This is a genomic window from Streptomyces sp. NPDC058086, assembly GCF_042885015.1.
Taxonomy (GTDB): domain Bacteria; phylum Actinomycetota; class Actinomycetes; order Streptomycetales; family Streptomycetaceae; genus Streptomyces.
The window spans coordinates 23,291-44,057 of the sequence record NZ_JBHVST010000008.1 but is presented as its reverse complement, the minus strand read 5'-3'; the positions used below and the strand labels follow the sequence as shown (position 1 = coordinate 44,057).

Genomic DNA, 20,767 nt, shown 5'->3' with positions numbered 1-20,767 from the left:
ACCGGGCCGACTGTTCCTGAAAGACCCCGACCGGCTGTCCTTGAAGACCCGACCGGCCGCTCCTGGGAGCGCCCGTCCGGCTACGGCACCCTCGCCGTCCACTCCTCGGACCCGAACTTCGTCCGGGCCAACTCCTCGGCACGGTTCAGTTCCTCCGCGGTCACCTTGCCGTCCGTCAGCCCGTACCGGCCGCGGAACGAGTCGATCATCCGCCCGATGACCGCCTCGCGCGCGAGCCCGGTCTGCCGGCGCAGCGGATCCACCCGCTTCTTCGCGCTCCTGGTGCCCTTGTCGGAGAGCTTCTCGCGGCCGATGCGCAACACCTCGACCATCTTGTCGGCGTCGATGTCGTACGACATGGTCACGTGGTGCAGCACTGCGCCGGGTCCGCCGCCCGGCCCGACCATCCGCTTCTGGGCGGCGCCCGCGATCTTCCCCTGCTCCGTGGCGATGTCGTTCAACGGCTGGTACCAGGCCTTGATCCCCATGTCGCCGAGCGCGCCGAGCACCCAGTCGTCCAGATACGCGTAGCTGTCCTGGAACGACAGTCCCTGGACGAGCGCCTCCGGCACGGAGAGCGAGTAGGTGATGGTGTTGCCGGGCTCCACGAACATCGCGCCGCCCCCGGAGATCCGGCGCACCACCTCGATGCCGTGCCGCGCGGCGCCCTCCGGGTCGACCTCGTTGCGCAGGGACTGGAAACTGCCGATGATCACCGACGGGGCGCCCCACTCCCACACACGCAGGGTGGGCGGGCGGCTGCCCGCGGCGACCTCGGCGGTCAGGACCTCGTCCAGGGCCATGTGCAGCGCCGGGGACTGCGGGCCCTCGTGGATCAGCTGCCAGTCGTAGTCCGTCCAGTCGGTGGCGTGCGCGAGCGCCCGGCGCACCGCGATTCCGATGCCCTCAGAGGTCAGCCCGTACATGACGGTGCCCTCGGGGAGCGCGGCGTCGACGCGAGCCGCGAGGCCCGTCGCGTCGGTGTCCGCCGGGGCGCCGTTCAGCGCGTGGTTCACGGCGTCCAGCGCCTCGTCCGGTTCGAGGAAGAAATCGCCCGCCACGCGCGTGTGGCACAGCACTCCGTCCTCGACGTCCAGATCCACCACGACGAGCTTGCCGCCGGGAATCTTGTACTCACCGTGCACCGATGCGCCTCCGTTCCGTCCCAGGAGCGGCAACGTCCACCTGCGGTGATTGATTCCGGTCGGCGCGGGCCCAGCTCCGCGGGGTTGGACATGTTCGACATAACCGATCGACACCCTGATCGTGATGGCGTTGGCTGGACGGCATGCCAGAACTGCGTACCGATCGTCTCCTGCTCCGTCGGTGGCGGGAGTCCGACCTCGGACCGTGGGCGGCGATGAACGCCGATCCCGAAGTCCGAGAACACCTGGGGGAACTGCTGACGCGGGAGCAGAGCGATGCCGTGGTGGCCCTCATGCGGGCCCAGTTCGACGAGCGAGGCTTTGGATGGTGGGCGCTCGAAGCACGGGAGACCGGTGAGTTCGTCGGCCGCGTCGGCTTGGACGAGGTGGGCGAGGACATGCCGTTCGCGGGGGTGGATGTCGGATGGCGGTTGACGCGCTCGGCGTGGGGTCACGGATACGCCACCGAGGCCGCCCTGGCCTGCCTGGCCTTCGGCTTCGAGACCCTGGGGCTGTCGGAGGTCGTTGCGTCGACGACCGTCAACAACCTTCGTTCCCAGGCGGTGATGCGCCGGATCGGCATGACCCGGGACCCGGCGGACGACTTCGAGGATCCGAGCGTGCCCGAAGGGCCACTTCGCCAGTGTGTGCTGTACCGGATCCCCGTCCTCAGGGTCCTCGGAGGTGGGTCATGACTCGGGATGCCGATCGCACCGGAGGAGATGGCCGGCTGGAGGCTGTGCGGTGAGATGGTCGTGCCGCGTGGGGCTTTTGGCCACGTAGTGAACGTACTCGCGCTCCAGTCGGAAACCGGCGGTCCAGGCGAGCAGGCGGCTGGGGCGATTGTCGCGGGAGCAGGACCAGCTCGCGGTGTGGCCGCGGGCGGCGATGTCCGTGCACAGGGCGGTGACGCAGGCGATGGCGAGGTGTTCGCGCCGGTGCTCGGGGACCGTGACGCAGGCGATGTCCTCGTATGTGCTGCTCAGCAGGTAGGCACAGGCGACGGTGAGGATGCGGCCTTTGTGGAGGGCGGCCCAGCCGAGACCGGAGGCCGCGAGAGCGGTCGGTCCGCCCCATGTGCTGTGGATCCACGCCATGTCGGTGCCGAGTTCGGCGAGGGCGGGGGCGTGCTCGGGTGTCAGCCGCCGCACTGTCACGCCCCACGGGAGACGGGGTGTCGAGGACGGCGGCGTGCGCTGTACGTACACCATGCGCTCCCACGGGGTGACCTGGCCGAAGGTGGTGGCGAGGGCGGGGAGAAAGCGGTCGGGTGCGTCGATGCAGCAGTCGGCCAGCGGCGTGAGGTCGCCGGCGCCGAGGGCATCCGGGTCACCGCGCAGCAGGGCGTGACCGGCACAGCGTACGGCGACGGTGCGTGGGTGTACCGCCCGGTCGGCCCACCATTGCCCGGTCCCGGTGGCCAGGGCGTGCTCGGCGAGGGCGGCCGGGCCGGGCGCCGCGGCGGGGAACCACCGGGAGAGGGCGGGAATTTGGTGGGGGAGGAGCTGGATCACGGGGTTGCCTTTCACCGGGTGGGGGCGACCCCGGTGTGTGGTGGGGTCGCCCCTGGGACTCAGCGCTGACCGGCCTTGCGGCCGTGGTTCGCCTTGTTCTTGCGGCGGGCCTTCTTCTTGCGGGTGCGCTTGGACATGGGCATCAACTCCGGGGCGTGAAAGGGAGGTTCAAGCGGTGCGGCCGACGAGCAGGTCGGCGAGTTTGTTGAGGCGCTTGATCGTGCGGTCCTCGGTGGCGGCGGGGGCCGGTGCGACGCGTTCGCCGCGGTCGTAGTAGGCGCCGTTGACGATTTCGACGTCCGGGTCGCAGAGGCGGACCACGTAGGCCGCGCCCTCCGCCGGCGTGGCGCCTTCGTGGGCGTACAACGGCCGCAGTGCCGTGTCGCAGACGCCGGGGTGGACGGAGACCGCGGCGACACGGGGGTCGGCGGCGAAGACTGTGAGGGCCAGCTGCGACTGGGCGTAGGCGGCGAGCCGGGAGTAGCGGCGGGCGCGGTTGGGGTCGCTCCACTGGATGTTCGCGGTGCGGTGCAGGGACGACGAGACGTTGACGACTCGGCCGCCGGGGTCGCTGGTGAGCGCCGGTTCCAGCAGGCACGTCAGGAGGTAGTGGGCGAGGAAGTTGACCTGGAAGGCGATCTCGTTGCCGTCCGTGGTGACGGTGTGCCGCTCGGGCGCCGCGATCCCCGCGTTGTTGACGAGTACGTCGAGGTGCGGGTGCTGGGCGACGACATGGTTCGCCAGGGACTCGACCTCGTCGAGGTGTGTGAAGTCGGCTGCCACAGGGCGGAGTCGGTCGGCGTCGAGGCCTGCCGTGGCGATCAGACGGTCGGTGGCGGCGCGCGCCTCCTCGGCGGTGCGGCCGTGCAGCAGCACGGTGGCACCGCGTTCGGCGAGCTGTCGGGCGGTCTCCAGGCCGATGCCGGAGGTGGCCCCCGTGACGAGGACGGTGCGGCCGGGAAGAGGGGAGACGTCGTGGTCAGACATGGTCCATCCAGGGTTGCGGGCACGTCGGCGGCCCCTGCGCGGGGACGCCGGACATGTGCGGATACGAAGGACGGGGCGCCGGAACGAATCACGGCGCCCCGAGGGCTACGGACGACGCGTCGGCGTCAGCGGAGAGCGGACGCGGGCGTTTCCGGGCAGCGAGGCGCACGACGGGTCGCGCCGGGACTCGGCGGCCGGTCGAAGAGAAGCCATGCGCTGTTCACAGGATCCATGGAAGCCGTCCCGCAAGTCCCGGACAAGCACGACTCACCTTCCCTTACACGCCCCTGACGTGCACGGACGTTTCCTTGACGGGCTCCGCTCGGCCGGCAGGAGCCTTTCCGCCTGTGCTTTGCCACGGCCCTCGGCGACGGCCTCCGCGAGGTTGGCGAAGATCACCGTCAGCCACAGCCAGGCACTGATGACCCAGGTGAAGACGGCGGGGTGGAGTAGCGCGGACAGGGTCGTGAGGACGGCTCCCACGGACACGACGAACAGCACCGGGTTCTTCACCAGGACCCGCGGGTGCAGTTTGCGCAGTGCCTCGGGGAAGGACTGCACGAGCTGTGCGGGTTCGAACAGACCGCTCGGTGCCCGGCGTCTCGCCCCTCCCTCCGATCCGGGCCGGGGGGCGCGCTGAGGGCGGGACGGCGGGGGTTGGTGGGGAGCGGCGGGAATCATCGGGACCTTCGTGCCTCGGTGGGGAACCGGGCCCACGCGCACAGGGGCACGCCGGCGACCGGTCGGGCTGACAGAGCGTGTGGTGGCCGCCGGGCTCTGCGGTGCCGGGGTCACGGCACCGCAGAGCTGAGCACGGGCGTCGGCGGCGCGATGACGACGAGAACGCCGCCGCGTGCTCGGCCGCCGGGAGGCCATTCGGATGCCTTCGGGCGAGGAAGGCATCCGAGGGTGCTTCCGGGGTGAAGCCGTCATGCCACTGACGTCCGAGGCCTCTCCGGCGGCCGAGGGGAAATCTAGCCCGGCCGCACCCGAGAACTGCCTGGTCGAGCGTGGAATTTGCGCCTCTCTTACGGCCGGTCGAAGGGCGCCATCAAGGCCCCGTCAAGGTCACCTGAGAAAGCGTCAGGAGAACATCAACGGACGACTCCGGTGTCCGAAACCGGTTCCAGACTGAGCGGCGCGGGGACACGGGCGACCGTTCCGTGGCGTGATGTTGGAGGGCTCGTGACTGTCACGGCCGACACCACGCGTAGTCCTGAGGCGGGGGCCCGGGATCAGCGCACAGCCACAGCACGGACCGGTCGCCCGGCCCGGGGGTGGACCCGGCCCGCGGCCCGGAGGGGGGCCGCGGCCGGGTGGCCCGGGGCGTCGCCTCCGTCGCGAGACCGTGGCCGCGTGGGCCGCTCTGCGCCGCCGCTACCGGGCCTCCCTGCCCGCGCGGCCGCGTGTCCTGCGCGTGGCCATGGTCTCGCTCGCCGCCGCGCCGGCCCTGTCGCTCACGCCGGCCGGGCTCGCCACGACCAGCATCTGGAACACTGTCGCCCGGGTGCCACGGGCGGTGCTCGGCGTTGGCGTGCTCGACGCGGATCCGGCGGGGACTGCCGGCGCCTCACCTCGTGCCGGCCGTACCGCTCGGGCGGTGGCCCGTCGTCATCGTCGAGTCGCTCGGGTTTCCTGGGCGGCGCCCAGACCTGGTCGGGGAACTCGTCGGCCAGGCCCAGGCAGCCGTCGTCGACCTCGGCCCGTCGGTCCTCGACGTGGACCGCTCCCGGAGCAGCCCGTTATCGGGAGACGACGACAACCCGGCTGAACAACCGGCCGGCGAGGTCGGCCCCGGTGATCGCACCGCTCTCGTCGCGGGTGAAGAAGCCGCGTTGCCCCTTCAGGCCGCCGCCGGTGACGATGTACTCGTCCGCGTCGCCGGGCAGCAGGCCGAGACCGGCCGGCGGAAGATCGGGTGGCAGTTCGGTGTCCGCCGCCGCGCGGATCTCCGGCTTGATCCCGCATTCGATCGTCAACCCGGGCCCATCCGTGGCGATGGTGAGCGTCATCAAGTCGTTCGCGTAGCTCCCGACGGCTTCCCGGGCCCGCTCCTCGTCGTGGGGAAGCGGCTCCGGGTCCCGGTCCACGACCCCGAGGTAGTGTTCGAGCGCCCACCGGACGGCTGCCTGGTTGAAGGCGAGGCCGCCTTCCGGGCCCGCGTTGGACAGGGCGACAGCTGCGAAGTCGCGTTCGGGCACGATCAGCAGTTCGGCGAACTGGCCGTTGGCCGATCCGCCGTGCCCGATGGTGCGAACGCCGCCCACGTCGCGCAGGAACCAGCAGATGCCGAACGCGTCGCCGAGCGTGCTGCCCCGCAGTTCGACCGTCTGCTCCCGCATCTGCAGCAGGGCCTCGGCGGGCAGCACCTGGGCACCGTCCTGTGCGCGACCGTCACCCAGATGGAAGCTGGCCCAGCGAAGCATGTCCGCGGCCGAGGACGCGCCGCCCCCGCCGGGGTTGTTGCCGCGGCTGTCCTTCCACTTCCGCGCGACGGCCGGCGTCCCGTTCTCGCTGACGTTGTGCCCCACCGCGAACCGCCGGGTCATGACGTCGTTGGTGGCGAAGGAAGTGTGCGAAAGGCCCAACGGCTCGAACAGCAGCGAGGCGATGGCCCGCTCGTAGGTCAGGCCCGTGACCGTTTCCATGATCCGGCCGGCCAGGTTGTACCCCATTTGGCTGTAGGAGGCCCGGGTACCAGGTGACGCGATCAGATCCGACTCGGACATCCTCGCCACATACGCCGCCAGGGCATCGTCCCCCTCGCCGGTGTCGACACTCATCCTCCAGTCAAGGCCCGCGGTGTGGTTGAGCAGTTGCAACACGGTGATCTCCGCCGCGGCCCGCTCGTCCCGGAGCGCGAGCTCGGGAACGTACCGGCGTACCGGCGCGTCCAGCTCGACCCGCCCGTCCGTGACCAGGCGCATCAGCGCGGTGGCCGTGAAGGACTTCGTGACCGAGCCCAACACGAACAGCGTGTCCTGATCGACGGGCAGCGGATTTTCCGCGCTTGTCACGCCGTGGCACCCGTAGACCTCCCGGCCGTCCGCCCAGACCCCGACGGCAACTCCGGGCACACCGAACTTCGTGGCCGTCGCCTCGACGAACTCCGACAGCGTCTCCTGCTCATGGCCCATGACAACTCCCTCATCGAGGAAGGGGAGGGGGTTCCCCCGTCTTCAGCCACGATCCTTGCCCGTCCACGGCGTCCCCCGCCAGGAGATCGGGGATGCTGAATCACCCACCAGCCCGAACCCCCGGGCCGGCACACCCCGGGATCATTCGCGGGGCAGCCCGCGGGCGCCCGCGAGTCGTGCCTCCTCCAAGTCCGGCGGGCCGCTACAGCAGGCCGTCGGCGATGGTGCCGAGGGACAGCGCCGGAAGGAAGTTGAGCAGTGCCAGGATGACGGCCGCGGCGGTGGCCAGGACGACGAAGTTGACGCCCTGGGCGCGCAGCGTGCCGACCGTGACGACGCCCGGCTGCTGCTTGGCGAGGCGTCCGGCCAGGGCCAGCACGGCAACCATCGGGAGATACCGCCCTGCCAGCATCGCGAACACCATCAGCAGGTTGTGGAAGTCGGTGGCGCCGTTGAAGCCGGCCATCGCGCTGCCGTTGCTGTTGGTGTTGCTGGTGTAGGCGTAGATGAGTTCGGTCAGGCCGTGTGCTCCAGGGTTGCCCATGGAGGTCTGGCCGTCGTCGAAGGCGAGCGCGACGGCCGTGCACGCGAGAATCACGGTCGGCGGGATCAGCGCGTACACGACCACCCACCGCATCTCCCCGTACCCGATCCGCTTGCGCAGGTATTCGGGCGTGCGGCCGACCATCAGACCGCCGATGAAGACGGCCACCAGGACCACCATGATCAGGCCGTAGAGCCCGCTGCCGGTGCCGCCGGGGGCGATCTCGCCGAGCATCATCGCGGACAGCAGCACACCGCCGCCGAGGCTGGAGAAGCTGTCGTACGAGGAGTTGGCCGCGCCGTCCGCGGAGCCCGTGGCCCCCACGCCGAAGAGCGTCGAGCCGGGGATGCCGAAGCGGGTCTCGGTGCCCTCGTACGGTCCGCCGACGGCCTGGGTGACCGTGCCGGTGTGGGCGCTCTGCGCGAGCGTGCCCGCGGCGAGGAGCAGGCCGAAGAGGATGCCGACGACCGTGAGCAGGGTCCAGCTCTGCTTCAGGCTGCCGATCATCCGGCCGAACATGCGCACGCAGGCCGTCGGGATGAGCAGCATCAGCACGATCTCGAAGGCGTTGGTCCAGGCGCTCGGGTTCTCGAAGGGGTGGGCGCTGTTGGCGTTGAAGACGCCACCGCCGTCACCGGTGAACAGCTTGATCGGTTCCCAGGAGCCCACAGGACCGTCGAGAATCGTCTGCTTGCCGCCCGCGACCGTGGTGAAGGTGTGTCCGCCGCCGAGGCTCTGGATGACACCGCCCGCCATCAGGATCAGGCCGCCGACGACCGCCATGGGCAGCAGGATGCGGAAGATCGTGCGCAGCAGGTCGACCCAGAAGTTGCCGAGGTCGTCCGTGGACCGCCGGACCAGGCCCCGGACCAGGGCGAGGGCCACGCAGATGCCGACCGCCGCCGACGCGAACGCCTGCACGCCCAGGCCGGCCATCACGGCGAGATGTCCGGTGGTCGACTCACGGGCGTAGTTCTGCCAGCTGGTGTTGGTGGTGAAGGAGACGGCGGTGTGCAGCGCGAGCCGCCACGGCATGCCCTCGTGCCCCGTCGACCAGGGCAGCTTGCCCTGAAGGGTGAACAGGGCGAAGAGCGCCGCGACGCTCATGACGGAGAAGGCGAGCAGCGCGGTGAGGTAGTGCCGCCAGGTCTGCTCCTTGTCCGGGTCGATTCCGCAGACGCGATAGAGGGTCTTCTCGCCCCTCCAGTGCTTCCCGCCGTCGAGGGCGCGGGCCATGTAGTCGCCGAGAGGGACGTGCAGCCCCACGACCACGGCGAGAATGATCGATGCCTGGATCCAGGCCGCCATGATCAGGCTCCCTGCTTCGGAGACGACGCGGATGTCGCGGTCGTCGGGTACTTGCGGTCGAGCGCGATGTTCAGCTCGACGACGTCGACGCCCGGCTCACCGAGCACACCGAGCGCACGCCCGGTGGTGTACTTCGCGATCAGCCCCCGTACGTCGGCCACGCTCGCGCCCCGCTCATGTGCGACCCGGGGAGCCTGGAGCTTCGCGTACGCCGGACTGATGTGCGGGTCGAGGCCGCTGCCGCTCGCGGTGACCGCGTCGGCGGGGACGACCGGGTTCGTCGGGGCGTCGCCACGAACGGGGACGGTCACGGCGTGGCTGTAGTCCGCGCCGGGCTTCGCGCACGTGACGCGAACTCCCTTGTACGTGGGGAGGAACGGCTGCGCGGGGCAGGCCTGGCCGAGGCTGACCACCTTGGTGATACGACCGCTCGTGCCGCCCTCGTGGAAGACACCGAGGACCGCGCCGACACCGTCGTCCGTACAGTACGGGCGCGAACCGTCGACGCCTTCGAGGTCGCCGACCGCCTTGCTGCGCCCGCACACCAAGGTGAGCAGGCTCGGCTTGTCCAACGCGTCGACGACGGACTCGGGGCCCTGGTTTCCGGCTCCGGACGCCGTGGCGTCGTATCCCGTACCGGCGTTGGAGGGCCGGGACTGGAAGTACTTCTTGACGGGGTTGCCCTTGGCGTCGGTGAAGGACTGGCCGATGAGCGAGGATCCGGCAGGTTCGCCGTCGGCGCCGGTGACCTCCGACGTGCCGTCGAGGCCCGGGACTCGGGCCGCGGCCACCATGGCCAGCGGATAGGCCAGGCCGGTCAGGAGAGTCAGGACGAGGACCACCCGGAGCGCTGCGATGTGCTGGGCGAGCCAGTGCGGGATGCGTGTCATGGTCAGATCCCCGGGATGAACTGGACGAGGGCGAAGTCGATGAACTTGATGGCCAGGAACGGGGCGACCACGCCGCCGAGTCCATAGATCCACAGGTTGCGGGTGAGCAGGGCGGAGGCGCTGCTCGGCCGGTAGCGGACACCGCGCAGGGCGAGCGGGATCAGCGCCACGATGACCACCGCGTTGAAGACGACCGCGGAGAGGATCGCGGACAGCGGCGAGTGCAGGGCCATGATGTTGAGCCGGTCGAGGCCCGGGTAGACCGCGGCGAACATCGCGGGCAGGATCGCGAAGTACTTGGCGATGTCGTTGGCGATCGAGAAGGTCGTGAGCGCGCCCCGGGTGATGAGGAGTTGCTTGCCGATCTCGACGATCTCGATGATCTTCGTGGGGTCGGAGTCGAGGTCGACCATGTTGCCGGCCTCCTTGGCGGCCGACGTGCCCGTGTTCATCGCCACGCCGACGTCCGCCTGCGCGAGCGCCGGTGCGTCGTTCGTGCCGTCGCCCGTCATCGCGATGAGGTGACCGCCGGCCTGCTCCCGCTTGATCAGCTCCAGCTTGTCCTCGGGCGTGGCCTCGGCCAGGAAGTCGTCGACTCCCGCCTCCTCGGCGATCGCCTTGGCGGTCATCGGGTTGTCGCCGGTGATCATCACCGTACGGATGCCCATGCGGCGCAGCTCGTCGAAGCGTTCGCGCAGGCCGGGCTTGACGACGTCCTTGAGGTGGACGACACCGAGTACTTCGGCCCGGCCGTCGTGCGTGGACTGCGCCACGGCCAGCGGCGTACCGCCCGACGCGGAGACCTGCTGGGCGGTCGCCTCCAGCGCGAGCGGGACCTCGCCCGCCCTGCTCGCGCACCCACGCCGCGACCGATGCCGCCGCGCCCTTGCGCAGCCGTTGCCCGCTGGGAAGGTCGACTCCCGACATGCGGGTGGCGGCGGTGAACGGCACCCACTCGGCGCCGTTCGCGACCCGCTCGGTCAACTCGTGCTTCTCGTAGGCGAATTCGACGATGGAGCGGCCCTCCGGCGTCTCGTCGGCCAGGCTGGATAGGAGCGCGGCCTGCGCCAGTCGCTCCATGGGGACCGCCCCGACCGGGAGGAACGCGCTCGCCCGCCGGTTGCCGAAGGTGATCGTGCCGGTCTTGTCGAGCAGCAGGGTGTTGACGTCACCGGCCGCCTCGACCGCCCTGCCGGACATGGCCAGGACGTTGCGCTGCACCAGCCGGTCCATGCCCGCGATGCCGATCGCCGAGAGCAGCGCGCCGATCGTGGTGGGGATCAGACAGACCAGCAGCGAGACGAGGACGATGGCGGTGACACCGTTCGCGGTCAGCGCCGCGGTGTCGTGCGCGGCGGCCATCGCGTCCTTGGAGAAGATCGCCATCGGCTGCAGGGTCACGACCGCGACCAGGAACACGAAGGTCAGCATGACCAGCAGCAGGTTCAGCGCCAGCTCGTTGGGGGTCTTCTGCCGGTTGGCGCCCTCGACCAGGGAGATCATCCGGTCCAGGAAGCTCTCCCCGGGCTCCTGGGTGATCCGTACGACGAGGTGGTCGGAGAGCACCCGGGTGCCGCCGGTGACCGCGCTGCGGTCGCCGCCCGACTCGCGGATGACCGGCGCGGACTCACCGGTGATCGCCGACTCGTCGACGCTCGCGGCGCCGTGGATGACGTCGCCGTCGCCGGGGATCAGCTCCCCGGCCGGTACGGACACGATGTCGCCGCGCCTCAACTCGGAGGCGGCGACGGCCTCTTCGAGGTAGGCGTCCTGAGTCGCCCCGGGCTCCCAGCCCGCGAGCCGCCAGGCGGTGGTCTGCTGCCGGGACCTGCGCAGCGAGTCGGCCTGTGCCTTGCCGCGGCTCTCGGCCACGGCCTCGGCGAGGTTGGCGAAGACCACCGTCAGCCACAACCAGCCGGTGATCAGCCAGCCGAAGAGGCCGGGGTGGAAGACCGCGATGCCGGTGGTGAGCGCGGCACCGACCTCGGTCACGAACATGACCGGATTGCGGAACAGGGTCACCGGATTCAGCTTGCGCAGCGCCTGGGGGAGCGCGCGCCACAGCTGCGTCGGATCGAGCATTCCGGCGCCGACCCGGCGCGGCTGCCCGGCGCCGGGCGGAGCGGAGTCCGGTACGGGCGCGGGCCGGGTCTCGGCGGGAGCGGACATCAGAAATTCTCCGGCTTGAGATAGGGGGTATTCAGTGATCTTTCGGACTGCCCGCGGTGGACAACAGGCAGTCCTCCGCCGAGGGGGAGTTCGGCGGAGGTCCAGGGAAGGGACTCGGTGTTACAGCCCGACGTCCCGGCGGCTCATGTCGTCCAGCGACTCACGCCGTACGAGCACCCGCGCGATGCCGTCCGACACCGCGACCACCGGCGGGCGGCCGACGAGGTTGTAACCGGAGGCCATGGACAGGTGGTACGCGCCGGCCGCCGGGACGGCCAGGAGGTCACCGGGGCGTACGTCGCCGGGGAGGGCGACCTCGTCCGCGAGGATGTCGCCCGCCTCGCAGTGGCGTCCCACGACGGTGACGAGGCGGGGTGGCGCGGAGGAGGGGCGGCCGATGAGCCGGGGGGCGTACCGCACTCCGTACAGCGCGGGCCTGGGGTTGTCGCTCATACCGCCGTCTACGGCGACGAACGTACGCCCCGCTGTCCGTTTGACCGCGAGGACCCGGTAGACGGCGACGCCCGCGGGTCCGACGATCGCCCGCCCCGGCTCCAGGGTGAGCCGGGGCACGGGCAGTCCGGCGCGGGCGCAGCCGTCCTCCAGCTCGGCGCGGACCCGCCCGGCCAGGACGGAGACGTTCAGGTGTTCCTCGCCGGGGCGGTAGGCGATGGCGTGGCCGCCGCCGATGTTCAGCTGGGGGAGGGCGATGCCGTGCTGGTCGCGGATGCGGGCCAGCAGTCCGACCATGCGCCGCACCGCCGCGACGTATGGTTTCACGGCGGCGACCTGTGAGCCGATGTGGCAGTGCAGGCCGACGAGTTCGAGATGCGGCTGGTCGAGTATCCGGGTGACGGCGTGCTGCGCGGAGCCGTCCGTGAGCGACAGGCCGAACTTCTGGTCGTCGGTGCCGGTGCGTACCTTGGCGTGTCCGCCGGCCGCGATGCCGGGTACCACGCGCACCATCACCGGCTGGCGGGTCCCGGCGGGTGTGATCGCGGCGAGCCGGGCGATTTCGGAGGTGCTGTCCACGACGATGCGTCCGACACCGAGCCGAAGGGCTGTGCGGAGGTCCTCGGGGCTCTTGGCGTTGCCGTGCATCACGATCTTTTCCGGCGGGAAGCCGGTGGTGACGGCGAGCGCGAGTTCCCCGGCGGAGCAGACGTCCAGGCCCAGGCCCTCTTCCTGGACCCAGTGGGCCATGGCCCGGCACAGGAACGCCTTGGCGGCGTAGACGATGTCGGCGTCGGGGAACGCGGTGCGATACGTACGGCAGCGCTCGCGGACCTCCTGCTCGTCGAGGACGTAGACCGGAGTCCCGAAGCGGTCGGCGGCCTCGGCGAGGGAGACACCGCCGACGGAGACGTCCCCGTGGGGTTCGGGGCGGGCGGAGCGGGGCCAGACGGAGAGGCCTTCGGCGTCTCGCGCGTCGGCGTGGGCTGCTTCGCCGGATCTGTCGGCCCCGGGTGCCGGGTGCAGTTCCTGAGCGGGCAGTTCCTGAATGGACATGGTGCCTCCTCAGCCGATCAGCAGGTTCAGGCACGCGACGACGGCGGCGGCGCCGGTCACCCGCAGGGCGCCGACGTGCTGGGGATGCCAGCGGCGCCAGGAGTTCTCGCGCTCACGGGCCGTGGCCGCGGTGCGGTCGGCCGAGGGGGCGGAGAACTGCGGGTCGACGGTGAGGGCGGTGACGCCCAGAGGCGCGGCGAGGGCGCGCAGCGCGGGTTCGGAGAGCCTGATGGAGGCCTGGTCCGGGCCCAGTGTTGCGGTGAGTTTCGCCGCCGAGGTGAAGCCGACGGCCGTACGGCTGCCGAGGGGGGTGCGGAAGAGCCGGGCCGTACAGCCCGCGGGCCCCGACCGGACAGGGACGAAGAGAAGTCCGGCCGGGACGCGTTCACCAGGCTCGGGGTCCTCGGAATGCTCGACTGGAGACATGTGCGGCTCCTTGAAGAAGGCGACGTGCGCCGCTCGGTCGGATCGGCCGGGCGCTTCGATGAAGCTATGCCCGCCCGAGCGGGTACGGGGGCCCTCACTGACGGATGCTTGACGGGAAGCCCCCGACCCATAACGCGACGCTGATGGGCAGGAGGATGCCTGGTCAGCGGCGCGTCCGAGGCTGCGGGCAGAACCGCACCGGGGCAGCACCGATGCAGCACTGAGGCAGCACCGGGGCCGCCCTCGGCCGCTGCCGGGCAGGACGGGAGCGGCCGAAGGCGTGTCGGCGCGGGATCGTCAGGCAGATCATCGAGGTGTCACGGCACGGCAAGGCACCCGGCGCAGTGGTCCACAGCGCGTACGGGCGCGTACGGGCGCGTACGGGATCGAGTCGGTTACGTCGTGTGACGCAGTTGCCGCCGACCGGGCAGTCGCGGTTGCCCCGGACTCCGCGAAGTATCCACACGGGCAATCCAAGGGGCGTCACCGAAGATTTCCGTGTGATGCTTCACAGCCGCCGGACGCGCAGCACGCCGGTCAGCATCGGGAGGGTGAACTCGCCGCGGGCGGTCTCCGGTCCACTCGCGAGGAATGCGCGGATCCGGCCCAGCGTGGCCTCTTGTTCCTGTTCTGGCATTACCAGCACCCCCGCGCGTGTCGCGATGGTCGCGACGAGGGAGTCGGCGGTGCGGCGCTGCCCGTGCGGGAACTCGGCCTGCTCCGGCGAGCCGAACCGGGCGGCCACGTCGGTCTTTGGAAGGTGCATGTCTGCCGTCTCGGCGCGCCAGCTGGTGGGCGTGTCACGCGGGCCGATGGCCGCGCTCCCGCTGACCCGCGCGAGCCCGGCAACCCACTCGACCCGGTCGTCCATGACGTTCCACAGACCGGCCAGGATGCCGCTCGGTGCGAGGACCCTGGCGATCTCGGGTCCCGCGACGGCCATGTCGAACCAATGCATGGCGTTGCCGGCCAGCACGGCATCGACGGACGCGTCCGGCAGCGGTATCGCCTCGGCACCACCCGACAGGGCACGGACGGCCGGCAGCGAGCGGCGCAGCTCGGTCAGCATCGCCGGGTCGGGCTCGACTGCAATGACTTCGGCACCCACCGCGACCAGCGTGGCGGTCAGCTTGCCGGTTCCGGCGCCGAGGTCGAGCACTCGCGGGCCGGGAGCGGGCTCGAGCGCCCAGCGCACCGCGGCCTGCGCGTAGTCCGGACGGTGCTCGGCGTATGCGACCGCCGCTGCGCCGAACGACGAGGCGTGCAGCAGCCGTTCATCCTGGTCCACGCGGTTACGCTATCGGCGCTGCCAGCTGTCGGCCACCCCGTCTCACCACTACGGCGACGGCCACCCGATCGGGTCGAATCACGGCGGCGGTCGCCGGTACCAGCGGACACGCCCCGTGCGCCGGGCCCTGCGCGAGTACGCGTGCAACAAGCCGAGGTGCGACGAGGTTCCACAGTGGGAATCAGCCCGCGCGCTCATCTCGCCTACTTCGGATCGCGGTTGAACGACGCCGTCGACCAGCGGTAGCCGAGCACGGTCAGGCCGACGCACCAGGCGATCGCGATCCACCCGTTGTTGCCGATCTCGGTACCGAGCAGCAGCCCGCGCAGGGTCTCGATGGCCGGGGTGAACGGCTGGTACTCGGCGATCGGCTGGAACCAGCCCGGCATCGCGTCGACCGGGACGAAGGTGCTGGAGATGAGCGGCAGGAAGATCAGTGGCAGCGCGTTGTTGCTGGCCGCCTCGGCGTTCGGGCTGATCAAGCCCATCCCGACCGCGATCCAGGTGAGTGCCAGGGAGAACAGCGCGAGCAGCCCGAACGCCGCCAGCCAATCCGGGGCCGTGGCGTCGGTGGACCGGAAGCCGATGGCCACGGCGACGGCGCCGACGAGGACCACGCTGGCGATGCACTGCAGCACGCTGCCGACGACGTGCCCGATGAGCACGGACCCGCGGTGGATCGCCATCGTGCGGAAGCGGGCGATGATGCCCTCGTTCATGTCGGTGGCCACGGACACCGCGCTGCCGATCGTGGTGCCGCCGATGGTCATCATCAGGATGCCCGGGACGAGATACGCGATGTACGCGGAGCGGTCCGCCCCGCCGTCCCCGATGCCCGCGCTCATCACGTCGCCGAAGACATAGACGAAGAGAAGCAGCAGCATGACCGGTGTGAGCAGCAAATTCAGCGTCAGGGACGGGTAGCGCCTCGCGTGCAGCAGATTGCGCCGCAGCATCGTGGACGAGTCGCGCACGGCGAGGGAGAGGGCGCTCATCGGACAGTCTCCTTGGACTGGTTGGGCTGGCTGGGCACGTTGGTGGCGCCGGTCAGGGCGAAGAACACGTCGTCGAGGTCGGGGGTGTGCACGGTCAGCTCGTCCGCCTCGATGCCGGTCGAGTCCAGCCGGTCGAGGAGGGAGCGCAGCTCGCGCTGGCTGCCGTCGCTGGGGATCTGCAGCGCCAGTGCCTCGTCGTCCCTGGTGGCCTCGCGCAGGGCGGAGGCGGCGGACTGGTATGCCGCAGGATCGGTGAAACGGAGCCGGACGTGTCCGCCCGGGATGAGCCGCTTCAGCTCCTCGGCGGTGCCCTCGGCGGCGATCCTGCCGTCGTTGAGCACGGCGATGCGGTCGGCGAGCTCGTCGGCCTCGTCCAGGTACTGGGTGGTGAGGAAGACGGTGACGCCTCCGGAGACCAGCTCGCGGATGATCCCCCACATGTTGTGGCGGCTGCGTGGGTCGAGGCCGGTGGTCGGCTCGTCGAGGAAGATGATCCGCGGGTCGCCGACGAGGGTCATGGCGAGGTCGAGGCGGCGCTTCATGCCGCCGGAGTAGCTCTGGGCGGGCTTCTTGGCGGCCTCGGTGAGGTCGAAGCGCTCAAGGAGTTCGGCGGCGGTACGGCGGCCCTCGCTGCGGGAGAGGTGGTGCAGGTCCGCCATGAGGAGCATGTTCTCCTCGCCGGTGATCAGGCCGTCGACGGCGGAGAACTGCCCGGTGACGCCGATCGCGGCACGGACCCCGTCCGGTGACGTGGCGACGTCGTGGCCCGCGACCTGGGCCTGGCCGCCGTCGGCGGTGATGAGCGTGGACAGGATCTTCACGGCGGTGGTCTTGCCGGCGCCGTTGGGCCCGAGCAGCGCGAACACGGAACCGGCCGGGATGCGCAGATCAATGCCGTCGAGGACGGTCTTGTCGCCGTACGACTTGCGCAGGCCGACGGTGGAGACGGCGGCAGGCGACGGCTGACCGTCACTCCGCCTGGATGTGGGCATGACAGATGAAGGCATGGAGTCCTCCCGTTCGGAGGCTGAAGTGACTGGGGAGCGTGCAAGTTCGCGGGGCCGGCGCTCAGGCTTTGGCACGGAGGATGTCGATGTTGCCCCAATTGGTCCGGGCGCGGATCTTGACGGTGTCCTCGGTCTCCGCCGGGGCCTCGGACGCGGGGAGCGCGTTGTGCACCTGCCCGCGGTTGGAGCTGACGTCGAGCCAGGCGGCCGTGCCCTCGCGGATACCGACCTCGATGGGGCCGTTGGCGGTCTCCAACTGGACGGTGCCGCGGGCGACTTCGGCGACGCGAAGGCCGCCGTTGGTGGTGGTGCCGGTGACCGAGGCCTCGGCGCGCGCGATGTCGATGGCGCCGTTGGCGCCGCTCACCCGCAGCTCGCCGGTGACGGTGCCGACGGTCGTGGCGCCGTGCGAGTTCTTCAGGACGGCGGGGCCGTCGACGAGGTCGACGCGCACGTTACCGGTGCTGCTGGTGATCTCGGCCACGCCTTCGACCCGTTCCACGGTGACCGAGCCGTGCGACGCCTTCAGGTGCAGCGGGCCGGTGGTGTCCAGGCGGACGTCGCCGGCCGAGGTCTTCACCCGGACCTCGCCGAGCCGGCCCTCGCCGAGTACACGGGCCCCGGCGCTGGTCACGTCGATGTTCGAGCCCGCGGGCAGTTCGACCGTCACGTCTACGGTGCCGCCGCGCCCGAGCAGGTTGGCCTTGGGGGTCGTGACGGTCAGGACGCCGCTCGCGCAGGTGACCTCGGTCTGGTCGGCCGTCCGTACGTCCAGGTCCTTCTTCGGGTCGCGTGGCCGCACCTCGACGACGGTGTCGAGGCGGTCGCCCGCGGTGAACCCGATGGAACCGGCGTACACGTAGGCGGTGACCGAAATCGGTTCGGGAGTGTCGAAAGAAGGCATGGCTGTCCCGTCCTCATGAGTCCTTGGGACGTCCCCGCTGGTGGGACGTGGTGTGAGTGAAGTGGTGCGGGCGCGGGCGCGGCTAGCGCACCCAGCCCGTGAAGCTCTGTCCGTTGGTGCGGGTCGTCTCCGTCGTACGCGGCCGCGTGCCGCCGTCGACCGCGGCCGACACGGCGCGCACGAGCCACGCGTTGACCGACAGGCCCTCGCGGCTCGCTGCCTCCTCGGCACGGGCCTTGAGGTGGGCCGGCAGGCGCAGGTTGACGCGGGCGGTGCCGCCCTCGTCGCCCTCGGCCGGGGCCGGGGTCTTGAGTGGTTCGAGGGGCGCGGTCGGCTCCGCGGGGGCGCCGCCGTCGGCGGGCGGCAGCGTCACCACGAAGTCGGGGTCCAGTCCGCGCAGCCGTACGTCTACCGAGCCCGGGGCGAGTTCACGGGTGATCTCGTCCATCGCGGCGGAGAGCACGTTGAGCATGGTCAGCCGGGTCGCCGACTCCAGGGGAGCGGTGAGCCTCTCGGCCAGCTCGCGGGCTTCGTCGCCTCCGGCTTCGGCGGCCACCGCGAGTTCGCGGCGGAGGTTGTCGACATACGGAGTCAAGTCCATGACGCCATCATGGCACCATTGTGGCGCCACGCGCAACTCCGGATGGCACCCTGTGTGGGGAGGCCTTGAGAGAAGCCGCCCTACCTGCGGAAACGTGAAGAGGGTATCCCGAGCCACTGTGGTGCCATGCGTGCTCATGCGCTTTTGGAAGCGTGGAATGGCACCGGATGGCACCGGATGGCACCGGATGGTGTCAAGCGGTGCCACCTGCGCTCGCCAGGGCCGGCCTCATTCCCCCGCGTGTCAAGGGGGCGAGACCTTGGCAGTGGCAGGCGGCACCGAGGGACGGGTTCCATGTGCCGAGGCGCGCGTACGCATTCCTTGTGCTGGAGGCGGGAAAGGAGGGACGCGGGGCGATCGATAGCCTGCTGGGGGAGCGGAGCGAGGAGAGGTCTGACCCGAACTCCCCAGATAGCTCCCCAGGATCGGTCCTGAGCGCCGGTCGATCTGGCGGATGAGCGGAAACAGCGAGGTGAGAGGCCGTATGTTCACGACCCGCCCCACCCTCCAGGGCACCTTCGGCATGGTGTCCTCCACGCACTGGCTCGCCTCGCAGTCGGCGATGGCCGTCCTGGAGGACGGCGGCAACGCGTACGACGCCGCCGTCGCCGCGGGCTTCGTGCTGCACGTGGTCGAGCCGCACCTCAACGGACCCGCCGGCGAGGTCCCGATCATCCTCGCCCCGGCGGGCGGCGAGGTGCGTGTGCTGTGCGGGCAGGGCGTCGCGCCCGCCGGGGCGACGATCGCCCACTACAGGGGACTCGGTTTGGATCTCGTACCCGGCACCGGGCCGCTCGCGGCCGCCGTGCCCGGCGCCTTCGACGCGTGGATGCTGCTCCTGCGCGACCACGGCACGAGGTCCCTCGCCGACGTCATGAAGTACGCCATCGGATACGCGGAGGACGGACACCCGCCGGTGGAGCGGGTCGGCGAGACCGTGGAGTCGGTGCGCACACTCTTCGAGACGGAGTGGACCACGTCGGCCGAGGTGTATCTGCCCGGCGGGAAGGCGCCGCGTCCCGGCGAACTGTTCCGCAATCCCGCCCTCGCCGCGACCTGGCGCCGGCTGCTCGCCGAGGTCTCCGGGGAGTCCGGTCGCGTGGCGCAGATCGAGGCGGCACGCCGCGTCTGGCGCTCGGGCTTCATCGCCGAGGCCCTGGTGCGGCAGGCCCGGCGGCCCACCATGGACACCAGCGGAAAGCGCCACACCGGCACCCTGACAGCCACCGACATGGCCTCCTGGTCCGCGAGCTACGAGGCGCCCGCGACGTACGACTGGCGCGGCTGGACCCTGTGCAAGGCGGGCCCCTGGAGTCAGGGCCCGGTCCTGCTCCAGCAGCTCGCCCTGCTCCCGCCCCGGCTGCCGCTGTACGGCTCCGCGGAGTACGTCCACCTGCTCGTCGAGGGCTGCAAGCTCGCCATGGCCGATCGTGAGGCCTGGTACGGGGACGCGGCCGAGGTGCCCCTCGACGACCTGTTGTCGCAGGAGTACAACGCCGAGCGGCGCGCCCTCATCGGCCACAAGGCCTCCAGCGAGCTGCGTCCCGGCAGCCCCGGAGGGCGCACCCCGACGATCAGCGGCCACGCGCGCGAGGTCGCCGCCGGGGAGCCGGGGTTCGACGCGCTGGCGGTGCCGGGCGCGGGCGAACCCACCGTCGCCAGGGCCGCGGGGGAGCCCGAGGTGGCCCGGGACGGCGGCACCCGGGGTGACACCTGCCACCTCGACGTCGTGGACCGCTGGGGCAACATGGTCGCCGCCACCCCCAGCGGCGGCTGGCTCCAGTCCAACCCGGTCGTCCCCGAGCTGGGCTTCCCGCTCGGCACCCGGCTCCAGATGGCCTGGCTGGACGAGGGGCTGCCCAACTCCCTCACGCCCGGCCGCCGTCCCCGTACGACGCTGACACCCTCGCTGGCGCTGCGCGACGGAGTCCCGGTCATGGCGTTCGGAACCCCGGGCGGCGACCAGCAGGACCAGTGGCAGACCCACTTCTTCCTGGCCGTGGCGCTGCGCGCCGAGGTACGCGGCGGGCTCGACCTCCAGGGCGCGATCGATGCCCCGAACTGGCACAACGACAGCTTCCCGGGCTCGTTCTACCCGCGCGGCATGCGCCCCGGCAGCCTCACCGTCGAGTCCCGCACGGACGAGGCGGTCGTCGAGGAGCTGCGCCGTCGCGGCCATGACGTCCAGGTCGCCGAGGCCTGGTCCGAGGGCCGGCTGTGCGCGGTCGCCCGGGATCCGGAGACGGGTGTGCTGTCCGCGGCGGCGAATCCGCGGGGGATGCAGGGGTACGCGGTGGGGCGCTGATCAGCACGCTCCGGGAATTCACGGCGATTCCACCCGGA

Annotated in this window: 17 protein-coding genes and 1 pseudogene; 2 read left to right on the top strand and 16 right to left on the bottom strand. The window is 71.0% G+C overall.

Annotation, left to right across the window (positions count from 1 at the left end; genetic code table 11):
• Positions 1 to 80: 80 nt before the first annotated feature.
• A complete protein-coding gene (locus tag ACFVWD_RS08610) occupies positions 81 to 1,145 on the bottom strand; it encodes a biotin/lipoate A/B protein ligase family protein (protein WP_389594579.1) in 1,065 nt (354 codons plus the stop codon).
• 143 nt (positions 1,146 to 1,288) lie between these two features.
• On the opposite strand from ACFVWD_RS08610, the gene ACFVWD_RS08605 reads away from it, so the two are divergent.
• Entirely contained in the window at positions 1,289 to 1,840 is a 552-nt protein-coding gene (locus tag ACFVWD_RS08605; protein ID WP_389594578.1) for a GNAT family N-acetyltransferase, read from the top strand.
• Here ACFVWD_RS08605 and ACFVWD_RS08600 read toward each other — a convergent pair.
• From ACFVWD_RS08600 to ACFVWD_RS08530, 15 genes and pseudogenes are all read right to left on the bottom strand, one after another.
• Positions 1,835 to 2,659 (bottom strand): GNAT family N-acetyltransferase, encoded by an 825-nt coding sequence (locus tag ACFVWD_RS08600; RefSeq protein WP_389594577.1) that lies wholly within the window; start codon positions 2,657 to 2,659, stop codon positions 1,835 to 1,837. The genes ACFVWD_RS08605 and ACFVWD_RS08600 overlap by 6 nt on opposite strands.
• 59 nt (positions 2,660 to 2,718) lie before the next feature.
• Positions 2,719 to 2,796 carry a 50S ribosomal protein bL37 gene (locus ACFVWD_RS08595; RefSeq protein ID WP_373306503.1) on the bottom strand — a complete coding sequence of 26 codons (78 nt, stop codon included), beginning with the start codon at positions 2,794 to 2,796 and terminating at the stop codon, positions 2,719 to 2,721.
• A gap of 31 nt (positions 2,797 to 2,827) precedes the next feature.
• Positions 2,828 to 3,646 (bottom strand): SDR family NAD(P)-dependent oxidoreductase, encoded by an 819-nt coding sequence (locus ACFVWD_RS08590; RefSeq protein ID WP_389594576.1) that lies wholly within the window; start codon positions 3,644 to 3,646, stop codon positions 2,828 to 2,830.
• Positions 3,647 to 3,913: 267 nt separating this feature from the next.
• Positions 3,914 to 4,207 carry a hypothetical protein gene (locus tag ACFVWD_RS08585; RefSeq protein ID WP_389594575.1) on the bottom strand — a complete coding sequence of 98 codons (294 nt, stop codon included), beginning with the start codon at positions 4,205 to 4,207 and terminating at the stop codon, positions 3,914 to 3,916.
• 1,181 nt (positions 4,208 to 5,388) lie between these two features.
• Positions 5,389 to 6,783: a serine hydrolase domain-containing protein gene (locus tag ACFVWD_RS08580; RefSeq protein WP_389594574.1), complete on the bottom strand. Its 1,395-nt coding sequence runs from the start codon at positions 6,781 to 6,783 to the stop codon at positions 5,389 to 5,391.
• A gap of 202 nt (positions 6,784 to 6,985) precedes the next feature.
• Positions 6,986 to 8,635: a potassium-transporting ATPase subunit KdpA gene (gene kdpA, locus ACFVWD_RS08575; protein ID WP_389594573.1), complete on the bottom strand. Its 1,650-nt coding sequence runs from the start codon at positions 8,633 to 8,635 to the stop codon at positions 6,986 to 6,988.
• 2 nt (positions 8,636 to 8,637) lie between these two features.
• Positions 8,638 to 9,525, bottom strand: a complete 888-nt coding sequence (locus tag ACFVWD_RS08570) for a potassium-transporting ATPase subunit C (protein ID WP_389594572.1) — start codon at positions 9,523 to 9,525, stop codon at positions 8,638 to 8,640.
• Positions 9,526 to 9,527: 2 nt separating this feature from the next.
• Positions 9,528 to 11,694 (bottom strand): annotated as a pseudogene (gene kdpB, locus ACFVWD_RS08565) (potassium-transporting ATPase subunit KdpB).
• Positions 11,695 to 11,814: 120 nt separating this feature from the next.
• A complete protein-coding gene (gene lysA, locus ACFVWD_RS08560; protein ID WP_389594571.1) occupies positions 11,815 to 13,203 on the bottom strand; it encodes a diaminopimelate decarboxylase in 1,389 nt (462 codons plus the stop codon).
• Between the two features lie 9 nt (positions 13,204 to 13,212).
• The gene (locus tag ACFVWD_RS08555; protein WP_389594570.1) at positions 13,213 to 13,629 is read right to left on the bottom strand and encodes an SAV_915 family protein; all 417 of its coding nucleotides are present in this window, start codon (positions 13,627 to 13,629) and stop codon (positions 13,213 to 13,215) included.
• Positions 13,630 to 14,137: 508 nt separating this feature from the next.
• Entirely contained in the window at positions 14,138 to 14,917 is a 780-nt protein-coding gene (locus ACFVWD_RS08550; RefSeq protein ID WP_389594569.1) for a class I SAM-dependent methyltransferase, read from the bottom strand.
• Between the two features lie 203 nt (positions 14,918 to 15,120).
• Positions 15,121 to 15,912, bottom strand: a complete 792-nt coding sequence (locus tag ACFVWD_RS08545) for an ABC transporter permease (protein WP_389594568.1) — start codon at positions 15,910 to 15,912, stop codon at positions 15,121 to 15,123.
• On the bottom strand, positions 15,909 to 16,904 hold the full coding sequence (locus tag ACFVWD_RS08540; RefSeq protein WP_389594567.1) for an ATP-binding cassette domain-containing protein: 996 nt from the start codon (positions 16,902 to 16,904) through the stop codon (positions 15,909 to 15,911). Before ACFVWD_RS08540 ends, ACFVWD_RS08545 begins: the two co-directional genes overlap by 4 nt.
• 76 nt (positions 16,905 to 16,980) lie before the next feature.
• Positions 16,981 to 17,823 carry a DUF4097 domain-containing protein gene (locus ACFVWD_RS08535; protein ID WP_389594566.1) on the bottom strand — a complete coding sequence of 281 codons (843 nt, stop codon included), beginning with the start codon at positions 17,821 to 17,823 and terminating at the stop codon, positions 16,981 to 16,983.
• 82 nt (positions 17,824 to 17,905) lie between these two features.
• A complete protein-coding gene (locus ACFVWD_RS08530) occupies positions 17,906 to 18,424 on the bottom strand; it encodes a toxin-antitoxin system HicB family antitoxin (protein WP_389594565.1) in 519 nt (172 codons plus the stop codon).
• A 484-nt stretch (positions 18,425 to 18,908) separates the two neighbouring features.
• Between ACFVWD_RS08530 and ACFVWD_RS08525 the strand changes: the two genes are divergently transcribed.
• Positions 18,909 to 20,729 carry a gamma-glutamyltransferase family protein gene (locus tag ACFVWD_RS08525; protein ID WP_389594564.1) on the top strand — a complete coding sequence of 607 codons (1,821 nt, stop codon included), beginning with the start codon at positions 18,909 to 18,911 and terminating at the stop codon, positions 20,727 to 20,729.
• Positions 20,730 to 20,767: the final 38 nt, after the last annotated feature.

What these genes read in the sequence shown, in the direction of transcription:
- ACFVWD_RS08605 (WP_389594578.1), top strand. Translation starts at nt 1,289, where the DNA reads ATGCCAGAACTGCGTACCGATCGTCTCCTGCTCCGTCGGTGGCGGGAG.
- ACFVWD_RS08595 (WP_373306503.1), bottom strand. Translation starts at nt 2,796, where the DNA reads ATGTCCAAGCGCACCCGCAAGAAGAAGGCCCGCCGCAAGAACAAGGCG.
- ACFVWD_RS08590 (WP_389594576.1), bottom strand. Translation starts at nt 3,646, where the DNA reads ATGTCTGACCACGACGTCTCCCCTCTTCCCGGCCGCACCGTCCTCGTC.
- ACFVWD_RS08580 (WP_389594574.1), bottom strand. Translation starts at nt 6,783, where the DNA reads ATGGGCCATGAGCAGGAGACGCTGTCGGAGTTCGTCGAGGCGACGGCC.
- kdpA (WP_389594573.1), bottom strand. Translation starts at nt 8,635, where the DNA reads ATGGCGGCCTGGATCCAGGCATCGATCATTCTCGCCGTGGTCGTGGGG.
- ACFVWD_RS08570 (WP_389594572.1), bottom strand. Translation starts at nt 9,525, where the DNA reads ATGACACGCATCCCGCACTGGCTCGCCCAGCACATCGCAGCGCTCCGG.
- lysA (WP_389594571.1), bottom strand. Translation starts at nt 13,203, where the DNA reads ATGTCCATTCAGGAACTGCCCGCTCAGGAACTGCACCCGGCACCCGGG.
- ACFVWD_RS08555 (WP_389594570.1), bottom strand. Translation starts at nt 13,629, where the DNA reads ATGTCTCCAGTCGAGCATTCCGAGGACCCCGAGCCTGGTGAACGCGTC.
- ACFVWD_RS08545 (WP_389594568.1), bottom strand. Translation starts at nt 15,912, where the DNA reads ATGAGCGCCCTCTCCCTCGCCGTGCGCGACTCGTCCACGATGCTGCGG.
- ACFVWD_RS08540 (WP_389594567.1), bottom strand. Translation starts at nt 16,904, where the DNA reads ATGCCCACATCCAGGCGGAGTGACGGTCAGCCGTCGCCTGCCGCCGTC.
- ACFVWD_RS08535 (WP_389594566.1), bottom strand. Translation starts at nt 17,823, where the DNA reads ATGCCTTCTTTCGACACTCCCGAACCGATTTCGGTCACCGCCTACGTG.
- ACFVWD_RS08530 (WP_389594565.1), bottom strand. Translation starts at nt 18,424, where the DNA reads ATGGACTTGACTCCGTATGTCGACAACCTCCGCCGCGAACTCGCGGTG.
- ACFVWD_RS08525 (WP_389594564.1), top strand. Translation starts at nt 18,909, where the DNA reads ATGTTCACGACCCGCCCCACCCTCCAGGGCACCTTCGGCATGGTGTCC.